This window comes from Thalassospira sp. GB04J01 (assembly GCF_000751115.1).
GTDB lineage: Bacteria > Pseudomonadota > Alphaproteobacteria > Rhodospirillales > Thalassospiraceae > Thalassospira > Thalassospira lucentensis.
The window spans coordinates 17,046-33,989 of sequence record NZ_CCDX020000004.1; the positions used below are offsets into that span (position 1 = coordinate 17,046).

16 protein-coding genes are annotated in these 16,944 nt (G+C 54.1%); 9 read left to right on the forward strand and 7 right to left on the reverse strand.

The genetic code is table 11. From position 1 onward, the window contains the following. Window positions 1-141 precede the first annotated feature (141 nt). The 4 genes from AMM48_RS00405 (at window position 142) to AMM48_RS00420 (ending at window position 4,679) form a co-directional block, all read left to right on the forward strand. Window positions 142-678 (forward strand): histidine phosphatase family protein, encoded by a 537-nt coding sequence (locus tag AMM48_RS00405; protein WP_102782482.1) that lies wholly within the window; start codon window positions 142-144, stop codon window positions 676-678. Between the two features lie 226 nt (window positions 679-904). Next, window positions 905-2,692: an aspartate--tRNA ligase gene (gene aspS, locus AMM48_RS00410; RefSeq protein WP_102782644.1), complete on the forward strand. Its 1,788-nt coding sequence runs from the start codon at window positions 905-907 to the stop codon at window positions 2,690-2,692. 173 nt (window positions 2,693-2,865) lie between these two features. Further along, complete coding sequence (locus tag AMM48_RS00415; RefSeq protein ID WP_102782645.1) at window positions 2,866-3,828, forward strand: SPOR domain-containing protein; 963 nt, start codon at window positions 2,866-2,868, stop codon at window positions 3,826-3,828. Between the two features lie 2 nt (window positions 3,829-3,830). Then, a complete protein-coding gene (locus AMM48_RS00420) occupies window positions 3,831-4,679 on the forward strand; it encodes a DUF1849 family protein (protein WP_102782483.1) in 849 nt (282 codons plus the stop codon). Window positions 4,680-4,790: 111 nt separating this feature from the next. Here AMM48_RS00420 and AMM48_RS00425 read toward each other — a convergent pair whose 3' ends face one another. Beyond that, window positions 4,791-5,105 carry a metalloregulator ArsR/SmtB family transcription factor gene (locus tag AMM48_RS00425; RefSeq protein ID WP_022733399.1) on the reverse strand — a complete coding sequence of 105 codons (315 nt, stop codon included), beginning with the start codon at window positions 5,103-5,105 and terminating at the stop codon, window positions 4,791-4,793. A gap of 721 nt (window positions 5,106-5,826) precedes the next feature. Between AMM48_RS00425 and AMM48_RS00430 the strand changes: the two genes are divergently transcribed. From AMM48_RS00430 to dxs, 5 genes are all read left to right on the forward strand, one after another. Next, on the forward strand, window positions 5,827-6,756 hold the full coding sequence (locus tag AMM48_RS00430) for a histone deacetylase family protein (RefSeq protein ID WP_102782646.1): 930 nt from the start codon (window positions 5,827-5,829) through the stop codon (window positions 6,754-6,756). A gap of 127 nt (window positions 6,757-6,883) precedes the next feature. Continuing rightward, window positions 6,884-7,147: an exodeoxyribonuclease VII small subunit gene (locus AMM48_RS00435; RefSeq protein WP_022733402.1), complete on the forward strand. Its 264-nt coding sequence runs from the start codon at window positions 6,884-6,886 to the stop codon at window positions 7,145-7,147. 11 nt (window positions 7,148-7,158) lie between these two features. Beyond that, the gene (locus AMM48_RS00440; RefSeq protein WP_244271064.1) at window positions 7,159-8,055 is read left to right on the forward strand and encodes a polyprenyl synthetase family protein; all 897 of its coding nucleotides are present in this window, start codon (window positions 7,159-7,161) and stop codon (window positions 8,053-8,055) included. A gap of 11 nt (window positions 8,056-8,066) precedes the next feature. Then, window positions 8,067-9,035: an alpha/beta fold hydrolase gene (locus AMM48_RS00445; protein ID WP_102782484.1), complete on the forward strand. Its 969-nt coding sequence runs from the start codon at window positions 8,067-8,069 to the stop codon at window positions 9,033-9,035. Window positions 9,036-9,136: 101 nt separating this feature from the next. Then, a complete protein-coding gene (dxs, locus tag AMM48_RS00450) occupies window positions 9,137-11,056 on the forward strand; it encodes a 1-deoxy-D-xylulose-5-phosphate synthase (RefSeq protein WP_102782485.1) in 1,920 nt (639 codons plus the stop codon). 58 nt (window positions 11,057-11,114) lie between these two features. Here dxs and AMM48_RS00455 read toward each other — a convergent pair whose 3' ends face one another. From AMM48_RS00455 to AMM48_RS00475, 6 genes are all read right to left on the reverse strand, one after another. After that, window positions 11,115-11,897, reverse strand: coding sequence for a glucose 1-dehydrogenase (locus AMM48_RS00455; RefSeq protein ID WP_102782486.1), 783 nt, complete (start codon window positions 11,895-11,897; stop codon window positions 11,115-11,117). A gap of 158 nt (window positions 11,898-12,055) precedes the next feature. Further along, entirely contained in the window at window positions 12,056-13,582 is a 1,527-nt protein-coding gene (locus AMM48_RS00460; RefSeq protein WP_102782487.1) for a malonyl-CoA synthase, read from the reverse strand. Between the two features lie 11 nt (window positions 13,583-13,593). Continuing rightward, window positions 13,594-14,910 (reverse strand): malonyl-CoA decarboxylase, encoded by a 1,317-nt coding sequence (locus AMM48_RS00465; protein WP_102782488.1) that lies wholly within the window; start codon window positions 14,908-14,910, stop codon window positions 13,594-13,596. Then, window positions 14,910-15,713: a TRAP transporter large permease gene (locus tag AMM48_RS22445; RefSeq protein WP_279627464.1), complete on the reverse strand. Its 804-nt coding sequence runs from the start codon at window positions 15,711-15,713 to the stop codon at window positions 14,910-14,912. The genes AMM48_RS00465 and AMM48_RS22445 overlap by 1 nt, the downstream gene beginning before the upstream one ends. After that, the gene (locus AMM48_RS22450; RefSeq protein WP_279627460.1) at window positions 15,601-16,224 is read right to left on the reverse strand and encodes a TRAP transporter large permease subunit; all 624 of its coding nucleotides are present in this window, start codon (window positions 16,222-16,224) and stop codon (window positions 15,601-15,603) included. The genes AMM48_RS22445 and AMM48_RS22450 overlap by 113 nt, the downstream gene beginning before the upstream one ends. Window positions 16,225-16,236: 12 nt before the next feature. Continuing rightward, entirely contained in the window at window positions 16,237-16,926 is a 690-nt protein-coding gene (locus AMM48_RS00475) for a TRAP transporter small permease (RefSeq protein ID WP_102782489.1), read from the reverse strand. Between the last annotated feature and the right edge of the window lie 18 nt (window positions 16,927-16,944).

The following is a 16,944-nucleotide window of genomic DNA, read 5'->3' on the forward strand; positions in this document are numbered from 1 at the left end:
AAATGGAGTATAGGATAACTGCTTACGCCCGTGCAATTTTCTTAAAGTTATGTGTCAGTTTTTCTGATGGCATCCAAGGCCGCGATATGGCATGGAATAACACCGTTTGATCATCATTCGCGACGACAAAGAAACCAAGACATGAAGACGTTATTGCTTCTGAGGCATGCCAAATCGAGCTGGGCTGAACCGAGCCGGGTTGATCATGACCGTGAACTGAACCGTCGCGGGGAAAAGGCCGCCCCGTTTATGGGGCGCTTTTTACGCGAGCATGATCTGGTTCCAGACCTTATCTGGTGTTCGACAGCGGCCCGTGCGGTGCAGACACTTGGTCTGCTGGGGCGTGATTTTGCCGGGCATGCGGATGTTATCTATAGCGAAGATCTTTATATGGCCAGCGAACGCACGTTGCTTGAATGTTTGCATCACACCCATGACGAAGCAAAACGGGTGATGATCATTGGCCATAATCCCGGCATTGAGAATTTTGCCAAAGAATTGTACCGCGATGGGGATGAGGATGCGCGCGCGATGATGGAGCGCAAATATCCAACCTGTGCCTTGGCGCATTTCGAATTTGATGTGGAAAACTGGGCAGATAGTCAATTTGAGGCCGGGCGCCTGATGGGCTTTACCAAGGTCAAGGACTTGCAGGCGGCCAAAATCGGTGCGGATTGATTGCACCCAACGGCGAGACCGCACTTGACGCGGTGCCCCCAGAAGCGTTTTATACCGCTGAAATTTTGATGCCGTGCATGATCGGCTTTGAACACACCCTACACAAACGCCCCGGATTTACTGTGGCGCAGTTGTTGTGGTGCGTTTTTTGTTTGACAGCGCGGGACTGGCATGCACCTTTGCGGCCAAATTTGCGGCCCAAAATATAAAGCAACCTGGAATGACAATGCATCCTTTTCGCTCCCATAATTGTAATGCGCTGCGCGCGACCGACGCCGACGCGGAAATTCGCCTGTCTGGCTGGATCCACCGTAAACGTGATCACGGCAACCTGCTGTTTGTTGATCTGCGCGACCATTACGGCATCACCCAGGTCGTCATCGACATTTCAAGCCCGCTGTTTGAAGTGCTTGATAAGGCGCGCGCCGAAAGCGTGATCACGGTGGATGGCAAGGTGGTTAAACGGACCGCCGAGACCATCAACCCGAACCTGCCGACCGGCGAGATCGAAGTATACGCATCGAACATCGAAGTTCAGTCGTCGGCCGATGTTTTGCCGATGCCGGTATTTGGCGATGTTGAGTACGGCGAAGAAGTTCGCCTGCGTCACCGGTATCTTGATCTGCGTCGTGAAAGCGTTCATTCAAATATCGTTCTGCGCTCGAACGTGATTTCGGCAATGCGTCAGAAAATGACCGCGCAGGGCTTTCTGGAAATCCAGACCCCGATCCTGACGGCAAGTTCGCCGGAAGGGGCGCGCGACTTCCTCGTGCCGTCTCGTATGCATCCGGGTAAATTCTATGCCCTGCCGCAGGCACCCCAGCAGTTCAAGCAGCTTCTGATGGTGTCCGGGTTTGATAAATACTTCCAGATTGCACCGTGCTTCCGCGATGAAGATGCGCGTGCGGATCGGTCGCCGGGTGAGTTTTATCAGCTTGATTTCGAGATGGCTTTTGCCACTCAGGAAGACGTGTTTGCCGCGATTGAGCCGGTTTTGCATGACATCTTTGTCGAGTTCGGCGGTGATCGCGATGTTACGCCATTCCCGTTCCCGCGCATTCCGTTTGATGAAAGCATGGCGAAATACGGGTCGGATAAACCTGATCTGCGTAACCCGCTTTTGATCAGCGACGTTACCGAGCCGTTCCGTGGGTCGAGCTTTGGCATCTTTGCGTCGAACATCGAAAAAGGTTCGGTCGTGCGTGCCATTCAGGCAACCGGTGCCGCGAGCCGTCCACGTAGTTTCTTTGACAAGCTGAATAACTGGGCGCGCGACGAAGGGGCTGCTGGTCTTGGCTATATCGTCTTTGCCGAAGGTGGCGAAGCAAAAGGCCCGATTGCCAAAAATCTTGATGCCGAGCGCATCGCGCAGATTAAGGAAATCACCGGTGTTGCCGATGGCGATGCGGTGTTCTTTGTCTGTGACAAAGCACTGGCAGCGGCCAAATTTGCCGGTAGAGTCCGTGACAAGGTGTGTGACGAACTTGAGCTTCGCGAAGAAGGCATGTTCAAATTCTGCTGGATCGTTGATTTCCCGATGTTTGAGGAAGATGACGACGGCAAGATCGAATTTAGCCACAACCCGTTCTCGATGCCGCAGGGTGGACTTGACTCACTTGAGAACATGAACCCGCTTGATATCAAGGCGTGGCAGTATGACATCGTGTGTAACGGTATCGAACTGTCGTCGGGTGCCATTCGTAACCATCGTCCGGACATCATGTACCGTGCGTTCGAAATTGCCGGTTATGGTAAGGACGTGGTCGAAGAACAGTTTGGCGGTATGCTGAACGCGTTTAAATTCGGCGCCCCGCCGCACGGTGGTTCGGCCCCGGGTGTTGACCGTATTGTCATGTTGCTGGCCGATGAGCCGAACATTCGCGAAGTCATTGCCTTCCCGCTGAACCAGCAAGCGCAGGATTTGATGATGAATGCGCCGTCCGGTGTCGAAGACAAGCAGCTTAAAGAGCTTCATCTGCGTGTGCAGATGCCAGCGAAAGTCAAAAAAGACTGATTTTGGGCGTAACCCCAATCAGACTGCATCAAACGGCCCGGTTTTTACCGGGCCGTTTTGTTTTGAGGGCAATGTTTTCGGCAAATGTTTCGCCGGGTTGCTTACCTAATATTAACTGCCCTTGATCCACAGTGCGGGTTGAAAATAAAATCGATCCGTCGGGGGATGGCCTTGTGAAGAAGATACTTGTTGTCGCGGCACCGTTGTTGCTTTCTGCGTGTGGCGGGCCGGTGGAATTGACCGTTGCCAAATTGGCCGGTGATTTGATCAGCTATGTGACCACGGGGAAAAGCACAACCGATCACGCCGTTTCGGTGGTCGCAGATCGTGATTGTGCCTTGCATCGTCCGCTGTTTTCCGACGATGTCTGCAAGGATGATGACACAATCCTTGCCGAACAGGCATCCGCCCTTGCGGTGATGGGCGAGCCCGACATCAAACAGGAAATCCGCACGGCACGTCCGGAAATCTATGCGGTGAACGCCCCGGCCGAAGACTGGTCACGTCCGGCATCGCCAAGCAGCGTGTCCAAGACCGTCGTCAAAACAGATTTGCCCCCACGTGCCCCGGAAGCCAAAGCCGCAGAAGCCAAATCCGCAGAGACGGTATCTGCGTCGGTGTCTGAGGTGAAGGTCGCTGCTGCATCCGACGAGCTGCCGTCACGCACGATGGTGCAATATGCGCGCACCAATGATCCGCTTAATGTTGAGGCAGAAGCCAACGCCGCGATTGCCGGATATGTTCCGACCGAGAGCCCGGATGACGTGGCCGGTGAAACGCAAACGGCTGCCTTGGTTGATACCATCATCATGAGCGACACTGTCGAACGGGTGACAAAGCCGGTTGAAACCGATGCCAATGGCGATGCAATGGCAGGGGATGTGTTGTCCGTGCCGTTGCCCGGTGAGTATGTGGTGCTGGCAAGCTTTAGCAATCAAGCACGGGCGTATAGCGCACTGGAACTTTATCATGAATATCAACCGCGCCTGATCAGTGCTAAGGTCAAGGGGCGTGATTTTTTGCGTGTTGCGGTTGGTCCGCTGTCCGCCGAGCATGCAAATGATTTGCGCCTTCTTGCTGCCAAAAAGGGGGTTAAAGATCCCTGGATTGTTGGAATTGCTCCTACCGGAGAATAAGTTTGTCTGGGTTTCTTAAAAATATTGATCAACATCGGCGTTCCTTTGCAGGGACGCTGATCTTGTGTTTGGGTGTTTCGGGCTGTGCTGCACAGGCTGGAAACGTGACATCGGCGCAGTCTGCGCTGGTTTCCCATACGGCAGAATACAATTTCAAAATGTCCCGATCCGATCAGGGCAGTTCGATTGTCGATGCGACAGGTGCGCTTGGCTATCGGTTTGAAAAGGTCTGTGATGGCTGGATCACCGAGATGCAGCAAATCATGATCCTTCAGGGGACCGAAGGCACGCCGATCAATTCGGCATTTTCGATGACCCAGTGGGAAAACTTTGACGGCACCCGTTATCGTTTTCGCATGCGTGATTATCTGAACGGCACGAAGGTTGATGAGGTTGTCGGTGATGCGGTGCGTGAAAGCGAAGGCGTCAAGGTCACCTATGAACAGCCGGTTGAGGTGGTCGATGAACTGCCGGCCGATACGATGTTCCCGACACAACATTCGATCCAGTTGCTTGCACGCGCCGAAGAGGGCGAAAAATTTGCCAATGATCTGGTGTTTGATGGCAGCGGCGATGCCCCGACCAATCGGGTGGCGGTTGTTATTTCAGATGCCAAAACGGTAGATAGCAGTGCCAACGACCAAAGCGGTCTGACCAAGGTGCCATTCCATCGCATGAGCCTTGCGTATTACCCGCTTGGCGAGGCGGAAAATGGGCCGACAACCGAAATGGCGGTTGATCTGGCGCGCAATGGTGTGGCGCACGCATTGCGATTTGACTATGGCGATTTTGCCGTTCTTGGGACGCTTGATAAAGTCACTGAATTACCGGCACCTGATTGCGGTAAATAAGGATTGCTGTTCGTTGACTGAGCCGTTCAGGTTCAGGGCGAACCGAAGCCACAAAAAAAGCCTGCCATTTCTGGCAGGCTTTTTTTGTGGGGAGATCCCGCTATTCTGTCTTCAGGCTGCGGCAGCATTGCTTGTTTCGCAATACAGTCCATAAAGTGTTTTGATCACGCGCAGTGCGTCATCACCCTGAAGAGAATAATAGATGGTTTGTGCTTCGCGACGGGTTTTCACCAGTTTGTCGCGACGCAGGCGGGCCAGATGTTGTGAAAGTGCGGACTGGCTCAGTCCGACAATCCGTTCCAGCTCGCCGACCGATTTCTCGCCTTCGTTAAGTTGGCAAAGAATAAGCAGTCTGCTCTGATTGCTCATTGCCTTAAGCAGGGTGCTTGCCTGCTCGGCATTGTGTTCCAGATGGTTTAATTCCATTTGGCTTCCTTATAAACATGGCCTCAACGGGCCATTGTCCCAATGAAAATACCATATAGTTACCATTTACGCTGACGGCAACTTTTAAGAAGTATTTCCATGCTTTCTACAACCAATTATCCGGGAAGGTTTGGACAATTCAACCCGATTAAATCAGTATGCACCTTATTCTCAAGTATATGACGTTTCTGTCAAGATAGTGTTTTCACAGACGCTTGCGGAAAACCGCATTGCTTTGGTCATAAACTTGTTTTTGTTGTCCGTCTGTCGAATGCCGAACATGTATCCCGGCTTTCGCCCGGAAATGGAATTCTACAGACTTTCTAACGTATTACACTACTTTAGAAAGTTTTTGCGCCTATTTTAGGGCAATCTGTTGGTCGATTGATGGTGGCGTGGTTTTTCGATTTTGTTCATCATGATTATCGAATATCACACGTTCATTATGTAAGGCTGTGCGATCCGTCACACCCGATCATAAAACAGTTCCAATTCGCAGACTCGGTGGATGACGAAAAAGCCAGAGACCTATCAGCGCCGGTTAAAGAACTTGCGATGACCCGGTCTGATGTGCTGATTTAGAACAAAGTGGCGGTATATTTCTGCTGCTAAAACAAAACCCGTCACAAGAGCGCGAAGCATCCCGTGTCATCGCGCCGTTATGGCCGTTTATATGCCGCTGGCCATACAGGGAAACCAAAACAGGAAGGCGATCCAGACCGTGGCGACATTGTTTGTGACCCATCACAATTGCATCGAACATGACACCGGGCCGGGACACCCCGAAAGCCCCGATCGGTTACGCGTGATACAGCGTGTGCTTGAATCCGAGGAATTCATGTTCCTGCACCGTGAAGAAGCCCCGAAAGCAGACATCAATCTGATTAAGTCAGTCCATGACCCGGACTATGTCGATAGCGTCATGGCATCAATCCCGACTGAGGGCGTTGTCGCCCTTGATGGCGATACCTATGTGTCGCCGGGGTCAGGGGATGCCGCCCTTCGTGCGGTGGGTGGGGCATGTGTGGCGGTGGATGCGGTGATGGCTGGGCATGAACGCAATGCGTTTGTTGGCGTGCGCCCGCCCGGTCACCATGCGGAATATAACCGCGCGATGGGGTTCTGCCTGTTTAACAATGCCGCAGTTGCGGCCCGTCATGCGCGCAATACATACGGGATCAAGCGCGTGGCGGTGATGGATTTCGATGTGCATCATGGTAATGGCACGCAGGATTTGTTCTGGAACGATCCCGATCTGTTTTATTGTTCCACCCATCAATGGCCGCTTTATCCCGGCACGGGGGCGGAAACCGAACGCGGATGTGCCAATAATATCCTTAATGTCGGGTTGGAATCCGGATCAGGAACGGCAGAAATGCAGCATGCCTTTACGCAAACGGTATTGCCGGGCATTGCTGCGTTCAAGCCGGAACTTCTGATCATTTCGGCTGGGTTTGACGCCCATAAAAACGATCCGCTGGCCGGATTGACGTTTTCCGATGATGATTTTGTCTGGATGACACAGCAATTGATGGCACTTGCGGATGGGCAGTGTCAGGGGCGGGTGGTTTCGATCCTTGAGGGGGGCTATGACCTGCCGTCGCTGGCGAAATGCGTTCTGATGCATGTGCGGACACTCATGATGGGCTAACGGTCGGCTAAGGGTTTGTTATTGCGGTTCGCGCGAATGTTTCATGATGACGAAATTCCGTTCTGTCTGGTTGCCCTGAAACCGATCAGGGCGTAAACTCCGCGCCAATCAAATTAATGGAGCTTACATGTCCGAGGCCACTGCATCCCCCGCCATCCCCGAAGATATCGCCAAACTCAGCTTTGAAGAGGCACTGGGCCAGTTAGAGACCCTTGTGCGTCAGCTTGAGCAAGGTCAGGTCGGGCTTGATGACGCGATTGCATCCTACGAACGTGGTGCGGCGCTTAAACGCCATTGTGCGGACAAGCTGCGCACCGCCGAAGAGCGCATTGAGAAAATTACCCTGAATGCAGATGGCCGTCCGGCTGCTACACCCACTGAAATTGAATAATCGGAGACCGCGTGGTGAGTTATGACCTGCTTGCCGGCCTGAGTGTTGCTGCTGCCGATCTTGGCGAGACGCTCGATGATATTTTGCCACGTCCCAATGGGCAGATTGAGCAACGCCTGTATCAGGCGATGCGCTATTCAACCCTGGGCGATGGTAAACGCTTGCGCCCGTTTTTGGTGCTGAGCTCCGCATCCCTGTTCAAGGTATCGCGCCGTTCGGCCCTTCGGGTCGCGGCTGCTGTTGAAATGGTGCACAGCTATTCGCTGATCCATGACGATTTGCCAGCGATGGATGATGATGACCTGCGCCGCGGTAAGCCAAGCTGCCACAAGCAGTTTGACGAGGCGACGGCGATCTTGGCGGGCGACGCGCTTTTGACCCAAGCCTTTGAAGTGATCGCCGATGAGGATACCCATCCAGATCCGCGTGTTTGTACCGATCTTGTACGTGCCTTGGCACGTGCGGCCGGACCAAACGGCATGGTTGGCGGGCAGATGATTGATTTGGCGGGCGAGGGACAGTCGTTTGATCAGGCGCAAGTGACCCATTTGCATCTTTTGAAAACCGGACGGATGTTTGCCTTTGCCTGCGAAGCGGGCGCGATTTTGGGCAAGGCGCCAAAAAGTATTCGCATGGCATTGCGATCCTACGCCCATGACATGGGGCTGGCGTTTCAGATCAAGGATGACCTTCTTGATGTTGAAGCCAGCAGCGAGGAGCTTGGCAAGACTGCAGGCAAGGATATCGATCAGGATAAGTCGACGTTTGTTAAGTTGCTGGGGATCGATCAGGCCCGTGATCAGGCGCAAATGCTGTGTGATCAGGCCATCAATCATCTGGGCTGCTTTGACGATGAAGCCGAACCACTGCGCGCCGTGGCGCGGTTTGTGGTTGAGCGTGGTCGATAAGAAACCCGAATATGACGGATCAGCCGCAGTATACAGCCGGTTTTCGCGACCGGCTGTTTGACAAGGACCCGTTTCCCTTGGCGATCTGGTATCCAGCGGAGGCGCCCGAAAAGCCGGTTCGGCATATGGGCGTTGCGTCAACTGCGGCGCGCGGTGCGGCGTTTGCATCCGATGGGCCGTTTCCGATGGTGGTGTTTTCGCATGGGTCGGAAGGCCATCGGTTTAATCAATTCTGGCTGGCGGAGTACCTCGCACGGCGGGGATATATCGTTGCCGCCCCGCAGCATGCCGGGGACAATTACCTTGATCCATCCGATGCGCGGCAACTGACGATCATTGAACGCCGTCCGCGTGAAATGGAAATCGCCCTTGATCTGTTGCTGGATCACGGCGATATCGCACCGCATATCGATCAAGATAAAATCTATGCCCTTGGCCATTCGGCGGGTGGGGCGACGGTGCTTAAGATGGCCGGATGGAATTTTGATGCCAGGGCGTGGCAAAGCTATTGCGCGGTCAATGCGGATAAAGACCATGTGATTTGCCAATATGCGCCGCAAGATCATCACATTGAAGGGCTACAAGGTCGATATGGTGGGCCGGTGGTCTCGGTGCGCGATGACCGGATTTCGGCCGTGGTTGCGATTACGCCAGCCTTTGGGGTGGCGGCAACCGATGATGGATTGACCGATATCAATGTGCCGATGTTGTTTGTTGAGGCGGATACAGACGAAATCCTTCTGGATCACGTTAATGCGGCGCATTTTCGCAAGCTGTTGAAGAGCCGAGCAAAATTTGTTCGAATCAAGGGGGCCGGGCATTATTCATTTTTGCCCAAATGCACACCCTATATTGCCGAAAATTTCGGCTTTTTATGCCGGGATTTCGGGCGGGATCGCGATGCCATTCACCGCACGGTCGAACAGGTCATTCATCGCTTTCTCGAACACGTAAAAACAGGTGAAATTCAGGGTCGCTAAATCAGGTGAACCCCGCTATTTTACGCTGCTTGCAACATCGGGCTTAAAACGTCACCCTGTTGTAATAATCGTCTTATAAAAAATTGAAAATTGAGATCGGTATGAGCACGACCTCCAAGACCCCGCTCCTTGATACGGTGAACACTCCGGAAGACCTGCGCACGTTGCAGCCTGCCCAGATGAAGCAGATTGCCGATGAATTGCGTGCCGAGGTGATTGACGCCGTGTCCGTCACTGGCGGCCATCTTGGTGCTGGCCTTGGTGTGGTTGAGCTGACGGTTGCAATTCATTACCTGTTTGATACGCCTTATGATCGGGTGATCTGGGATGTCGGGCATCAATGCTATCCCCATAAAATCCTGACCGGGCGGCGTGATCGTATGCGCACGATCCGTCAGGGCGGCGGTTTGTCGGGCTTTACCAAACGATCCGAGTCTGAATATGACCCGTTTGGCGCGGGGCATAGCTCGACCTCGATCTCGGCAGGGCTTGGCATGGCGGTTGCCAATCAGCTTTCCGAAGATAAACGCAAAAACGTCATTGCCGTGATTGGCGATGGGTCGATGAGTGCGGGCATGGCCTATGAGGCGATGAACAATGCCGCCGCGACTGATCAGCGTTTGATTGTGATTTTGAATGACAACGACATGTCGATTGCCCCGCCGGTGGGTTCCATGTCGGGGTATTTGTCGCGCCTGATTTCCGGTAAGGGGTATCAGGGGCTTCGCAATGCGGCCAAGGGCCTGACCAAGCATTTGCCGCGTCAGATCGAAGAAGCCGCACGCAAGCTTGAAGAATATACCCGTGGCATGGTCACGGGCGGGACCCTGTTTGAAGAAATGGGTTTCTTCTATGTCGGGCCGATTGATGGTCACAATATGGATCATCTGTTGCCGGTTTTGAAAAACGTGCGCGATGCCAAGGTTGATGGCCCGATCCTGATCCATGCGGTGACGCAAAAGGGTAAGGGTTATGGTCCGGCGGAAAATGCGGCGGATAAATATCACGGTGTTGCCAAGTTTGACGTTGTGACCGGCAAACAGGCCAAGCCAACCCCGAACGCGCCCAGCTACACTAAGGTGTACGGCGAAACACTGGTCAAGCTGGCTGAAAAGGATGACAAGGTCACCGCGATTACCGCCGCCATGCCATCAGGCACCGGGGTGAACATCTTTGCCGATCATTTCCCCGATCGTGCCTTTGACGTCGGGATTGCCGAACAGCATGCGGTGACCTTTGCCGCCGGGATGGCGTGCGAAGGATATAAACCTTTCTGCACGCTCTATTCGACATTCTTGCAACGCGCCTATGATCAGGTTGTTCATGACGTCGCAATTCAGAATTTACCAGTGCGCTTTGCGATGGATCGGGCCGGATTGGTTGGCGCCGATGGGGCCACCCATGCCGGGGCCTATGACATTGCCTACCTTGGATGTTTGCCGAACTTTGTGTTGATGGCGGCGGCCGATGAGGCCGAACTTGTGCATATGACGACGACCGCATGGGCGATTGATGATCGCCCCAGTGCGTTCCGTTATCCGCGCGGCGAAGGGGTTGGCGTTGAAATGCCGACCGAGGGGCAAGTGCTTGAAATCGGGAAGGGCCGTATCCTGCGCGAAGGCGGCAAGATTGCCATCCTGTCGTATGGCACGCGTCTGGCCGAAGCATTGATTGCCGCCGAAGACCTTGCGGCACGCGGATTGCCCGCCACGGTGGCTGATGCGCGCTTTGCCAAGCCGCTGGATCATCAGTTGATTGCCGATTTGGCGCGCAATCACGAAGTCCTGATCACCATAGAAGAGGGATCAATCGGCGGGTTCGGTGCGATGGTGTTGCAGCATATGGCAGGCCAGGGATTGCTTGATAACGGGCTTAAAATCCGTACCATGGCCTTGCCAGATGTGTTGATGGATCATGACAAACCGGAAATCCAGTATGAAAAAGCCGGGCTTGATGCCAAGGCAATTGTTAAAACCGCCCTTGGTGCGCTGGGCTTGAGCGAAAGCAAGGCGCGGGCCTGATCAAACTGGTGATGAAGATTGTTGAGTGAAAACGCCGCCCGAAAAAGGGCGGCGTTTTTTATTCGGCATAGATCATTTTATGGGTCATGCCGCCATCAATCCGGATGGTTTCCCCGGTCATGAATCCCGATTGTGCAGGATCTAGCAGGAAGGAAACAGCCTGCGCGATGTCTTCTGGCGTGCCAACGCGCCCGACGGGATGTTGCGATTTGTCGGTTTCGCTGTGGTCGGGCGACGACTTGTTGGATTGTTTTTGCCAATCGCTAACCTCAATCCAGCCCGGAGCAATGGCATTGACCCGGACATCGCCCGATAGGCTGACCGCGAGAGCATGCGTGAGGGCGACGATGCCGCCCTTGGACGCGGCATAGGATTCTGTATCTGGTTCAGACTGAAATGCGCGGGTCGAGGTGATGTTGACGATGGCACCGCTGGTTTTGCGCAGGTGCTGAGTCGCGTGCTTGGTCGTTAGAAATACGCCGCCAAGATTGACATTGATCACCCGTTGCCAGTCGTCCCAGTCAAGATGTTCGACCGAGCCGGAATGCGGGTTGGCAATGCCGGCATTGTTGACAAGCCCGTCGATGCGGCCAAATCGGTCAATCGTGCGTTGCACGGCGATGGCGACATCCTTTTCGTTGGAAACATCGCCCGGGAAAAACAGGCATCGGGTCCGGGTTTCATCGTCGAGTGCGGCCATGACTTCATGCCCGGCTTCTTCATCACGGTCAAACATCATGACTTTCCACCAGGACTTCAGAAGGTGCTGGGCGATGCCAAGGCCAAGTCCCTGTGCGCCACCGGTGATAAACGCAACTTTGTGGTCGGGGTGATCAATCATGACGGGCCTTTGTCTGGAGTACGGGGATATGACGGAAGTGGACATGTCATAACTGGCTTAGGATGGGCGCACGCGCAAGGCCCAAAAAAAATCCGGCCAGAACGTTTCTGACCGGAAGTTGGGTGCTGCGTGTCCGGCAGCGGGAGATAGCGAGTGGCTTATTTAGGCCCTGTGGCAAACGTGTCTTCGTAGGCTTTGCGCAGTTGGGCTTTTTGAATTTTGCCCATGGTGTTGCGCGGCAGTTCATCCAAAATCCAAATGCGTTTGGGGACTTTGAATTTTGCCAGTTTGTCCTGTGTGCGTTTGATGATGGCATCGGTGTCAGGTGTGCTGCCGTTTGCGGGGACAATCACACCAGCGACGGCTTCGCCAAAATCGGGGTGGGGCAAGCCAAAGATCGCAACTTCATCAACTTCGTCATAATCGGCGATGATTTCTTCGACTTCTTTGGGATAGACGTTAAAGCCACCCGAAATGATCAGATCCTTGTCCCGACCAACGATAGTGATGTAACCGTCTTCGCCGATGGTGGCGAGATCGCCGGTGATAAAGAACCCATCAGAGCGAAACTCCGACGCGGTTTTTTCGGGCATCTGCCAGTATCCCTTAAACACATTCGGGCCACGGACTTCGAGAACACCAATTTCACCAGCGCCAAGAACCTTGCCGTCCTTGTCACAGACGCGCGCCTCGGTACCCGGTAATGTCGGGCCAACTGCACCGGGGCGGCGTTCACCGTCCAGCGGATTGGATGTGTTCATGCAGGTTTCGGTCATGCCATAGCGTTCAAGGATTTTATGCCCGGTCCGTTCAAAGAACGCATCATGGGTTTCGGCCAAAAGCGGGGCCGACCCCGAAACGAACAACCGCATGTTAGCGGTAACATCCTTGGTAAACTGCGGATGTGCGAGAAGACGGGTATAGAAGGTCGGAACCCCCATCAGAACGGTTGATTGCGGCAAACGTTCAATCACATCATCAGCATCGAATTTCGGCAGCAGGATGACCTTGCCACCATTCATCAGCATGATGTTGATGGCGACAAACAGCCCGTGGGTGTGGAAAAGCGGGAGGGCATGCAGCAATGTATCGCCGGGTTTGAAGCCCCATGCGGAATGAAGGGTCTTGGCGTTTGATCCCAGATTGTTGTGGGTCAGCATCGCGCCCTTGGACCGGCCGGTCGTGCCCGAGGTATAGAGGATGGCAGCAACGTCATCCTTGTTGGCATCAACCACATCAATAAGCGGGGTGACGTTTTGGGCCTGATCATTCAGGCTGCCATCCCCGGCACTGCCAAGCGACAGGACGGTGCCGACGTTGTTTTTGCCGCCAAGTTCCTGTGCGATATCGATATTTGCCGGGCGGCAGACAAAGACACGCGGGGCCGCATCACCAAGGAAATAGGCGATCTCGTCACCGGTGTAGGCGGTGTTGAGCGGCAGATGGATCGCCCCAAGTTGCAGGCAGGCCAGATACAGTGCGAGGACATCGGACGATTTATCGACCTGTGCGGCGACGCGGTCGCCCTTGATGACACCATGGGATGCCAAAACAGCGGCATAGCGCCCGGTCTGGTCAATCAGCCAGGCAAAGCTGCGTTCCGTGCCGTCGCGTTCGACCAAAAAGGTCTTTGATTTGTCTGCCGGGAAGCGGTCAAGGAAGGTTTGAAATAGATTATCTGACATGGTCTTGTTCCTTAGATACCGGCAAGCTGTGCAACGGATTTCGATGTGGCGATTTTTCCGTCATTCATCAGTGCTTCGTGATTTTTTTCAATATCGTTCAGATGATAGGCATAATTCACCATCATGCCGCCGGCCTGACGCAATCCTTTGTCCGACGTATCGCCGAGCCAGTTCAGTCGTTCAAGCTGTGCGCCATTGCCAAGATGGAAACGTGCGGTCGGATCAAGCGGCGATTTGCCGCGCTTACACGTCGCAAGATATGTCGCACATAAGGTAAGCGTTGGTTTGCGAAGTTTTTCGACCTGAACCGGATCATCCATCCAGTTATCCTGGCTTAAGCCATCAAGAACTTCGCCCGCCATATCCGCATCGGCGGCTTTGCTTTTTTGGCGGGTGCGCAGCCATCCGACAAAGCCTGGGATGGGCGACAGGGTGGCGAACTGTTTGAGTTTGGGGAATTCACGTTTGAGTTCTTCGACAACCTGTTTGATCAGGAAGTTGCCAAACGAAATACCCTTAAGCCCGGCCTGACAGTTGCTGATCGAATAGAAAATCGCTGTGTTGGCCGTTTCTGGTGCGGCTTTGTCGATTTCGGGTGCCAGAAGCGCCTGCACACTATCGGCAAGACCATGGACAAGGGCGACTTCAACAAAGATCAATGGATCATCGGGAATGGCCGGATGGAAAAAGGCAAAGCATTTGCGATCCGTTGCCAAACGGCGGCGCAGATCGTCCCATCCCTGAATTTCATGAACCGCCTCGTAGCGGATCAGTTTTTCAAGAATGGCGGCCGAGGTATCCCAATCAATATGGCGCAACTCAAGAAAGCCACGGTTAAACCAGCTGGTCAGAAGATGCTGCATGTCGGCATTGAGCGGTTCAAGATCGCGGTTGGTTTTAAGCAATCCGATCAGGGTTTCACGCATATCGACAATCGCGCGGGTGCCGCCCGGGGCCATGTTGATTTTGCGCAACAGGTCCTGACGGACGGGTTCGGATGCGTGGGTCAGGACCGCCAGATTGGGTTCTGACGGATCCTTGGCAAATGCTTCGGCGGCCTTGGTGACTTTGGCGCGGTCGGCACTGAAGTCATTTTGCATCATCTTGAAAAAACGCAAATTGTCTTCGTCGGGCAGGTTTTCCCACATGCGGACCACTTCGCGGGCGATGGCCGTGCCACGGGCCTCACCCTTTTGCGAAACGAGGTCCTTGCACATGGCGGTAAGCTGTGCGAACTGGTCTTGCGGTGTGGACAGCGGCAGGTCAAGAAGTTCCCGCCCACGGTCCGCAATGCTGGAAATCCAGCTTCTGACAGAAATGCCTGACATTAGCGTCCTCCAATAACCGTTTCTGGAAGCCAGGTGGCGATTTCCGGGATGAAGCACAGAATGATAATCGCTGCAATCATGCACAGAACGTATGGGAACGCGCCCTTAAGGATGCTTTGCAAGCGAATATCGGGGGCGATCCCGTTGATCACGTACAAATTCAAACCAACCGGCGGCGTGATCAGGCCGATTTCCATATTGATGGTCAGGATGACGGCAAACCAATAGGGATCAAAGCCGGCATTGATGATGACGGGCAGCAAGATCGGTGCACTCATCAGGATCACGGCAACCGGCGGCAGGAAGAAGCCACTGATCAGCAAGAACAGATTGATGAAGCCCATCAGGACCCAGCGATTGACATCAAGCATGGAGATCCACTGTGCAATCGACTGGGTAATGAACAGCGATGACAGCATGTAACTAAACAGGCCAGCCGCACCAATGATCAGAAGGATCATGACCGATTCTTTGGTGGTGTCGCGCATAACGTGCCACAGCTGTCCCGGCTTCCACATGCGATAGACAATCATCGCCGTGATCAGGCAGAACAGGGCACCAACGCCGGCTGTCTCAGACGGGGTTGCAACGCCGCCATAAAGGGCGAACAAAACCGCACCAATGATGACCAGGAATGGCAACACACGCGGAAGGATTTCAAATTTTTCCTTCCAGCTATATTTCACAGCACTAAGCGCGCCTTGCGCATTGCCCTGACGCCAGGTTGAATACAGCGACCAGGCCATAAACAGTGCCGTCAACATTAGCCCGGGCAACAGACCGGCAAGGAACAGACGTCCGATCGATGTTTCGGTTGAGATACCATAGACAATCATGGTGACACTTGGCGGTCAGAATGCCAAGTGTTCCGCCCGCCGCAATCGATCCGGCCGCAACCGTATCGGGGAAGCCGCGTTCACGCATCGCCGGGATGCCCATTTTACCAATGGCCGCACAGGTCGCAGGTGAGGAACCCGAAAGGGCAGAGAAAATTGCGCAGGCGCCAAGGTTGGAAATAACCAAACCACCCGGAACGCGGGTCAACCAGCGATCAAGCACGGAATAAAGATCACCACCCGCCCGGGAGGAGGCGACAACCGCCCCCATCAGGATGAACATCGGGATGGCGAGAACTTCAAAACTTTCAAGCTTACCAAACAGGATTTCTGGCAACAGCGGCAAGGAGCCGGTGCCATCAAAGACGATGATAAAGCCAAGGCTTACCAGTAGAAGGCCGATGCCAACAGGTATGCCGGAAAACAGAACAACAGTGGTTGCGATGCCAACGATGGCCGCAAGAAGCAAGGGATCCATAGTGCGGCCTCCTTAGAATGCGTCGTCACGCAGATCGAACGGTGTCGACCGGCGGGTGATCAGGGACAGGAAATCGGCAAGGAACTGTAAAAACAGCAAGCCAAACCCAATGGGCAAGGCGGCATATGGTTTCCACAAAGGCACAGCCCAGATGGTTTCAGAAAGCCAACCACCTTCAAATGCCTCGACAACCAATTCCAAACCATAGAAGGCAAACAGGGCGCTGATCCCCATGCCACACAGCAAGGTCACAACGGCAAGTGCCATGCGGGCCGTGCTTTTAAGATACAGCGGCAAAAGATCGACATTCACATGCCCGCGGATCAACTGGACATAGGGCAGGCCAACAAGTGTGGCGCCAATCATCATGAAAATAACGGCTTCGGTCTGCCAGACGGTGGAGGCATTCAGCACATAGCGCATGAAGACCAACTGACAAATGACCAGCATTGCCAAGGCAAACATGGCAGCAGCGGCAACACCGCAAACTCTTGACGCAAAATGAATGACGGCAATGAACGTATCAAGCGGCCCTTGGGGCGGTCGTCTACGATCTTCTGCCTGTGCATCTTGCGGATCGATCGGCTCGACATCCGGTGGCGGCGGCATATCGGATTTAACGGAATGCGACGCACTTGGTGTCTGCGCGAAATCATCGGGCAGATCAATCGGAAGTGTGTGCGGGGACATGGCGTTCGACACGCGCGTACTCCTCTGACG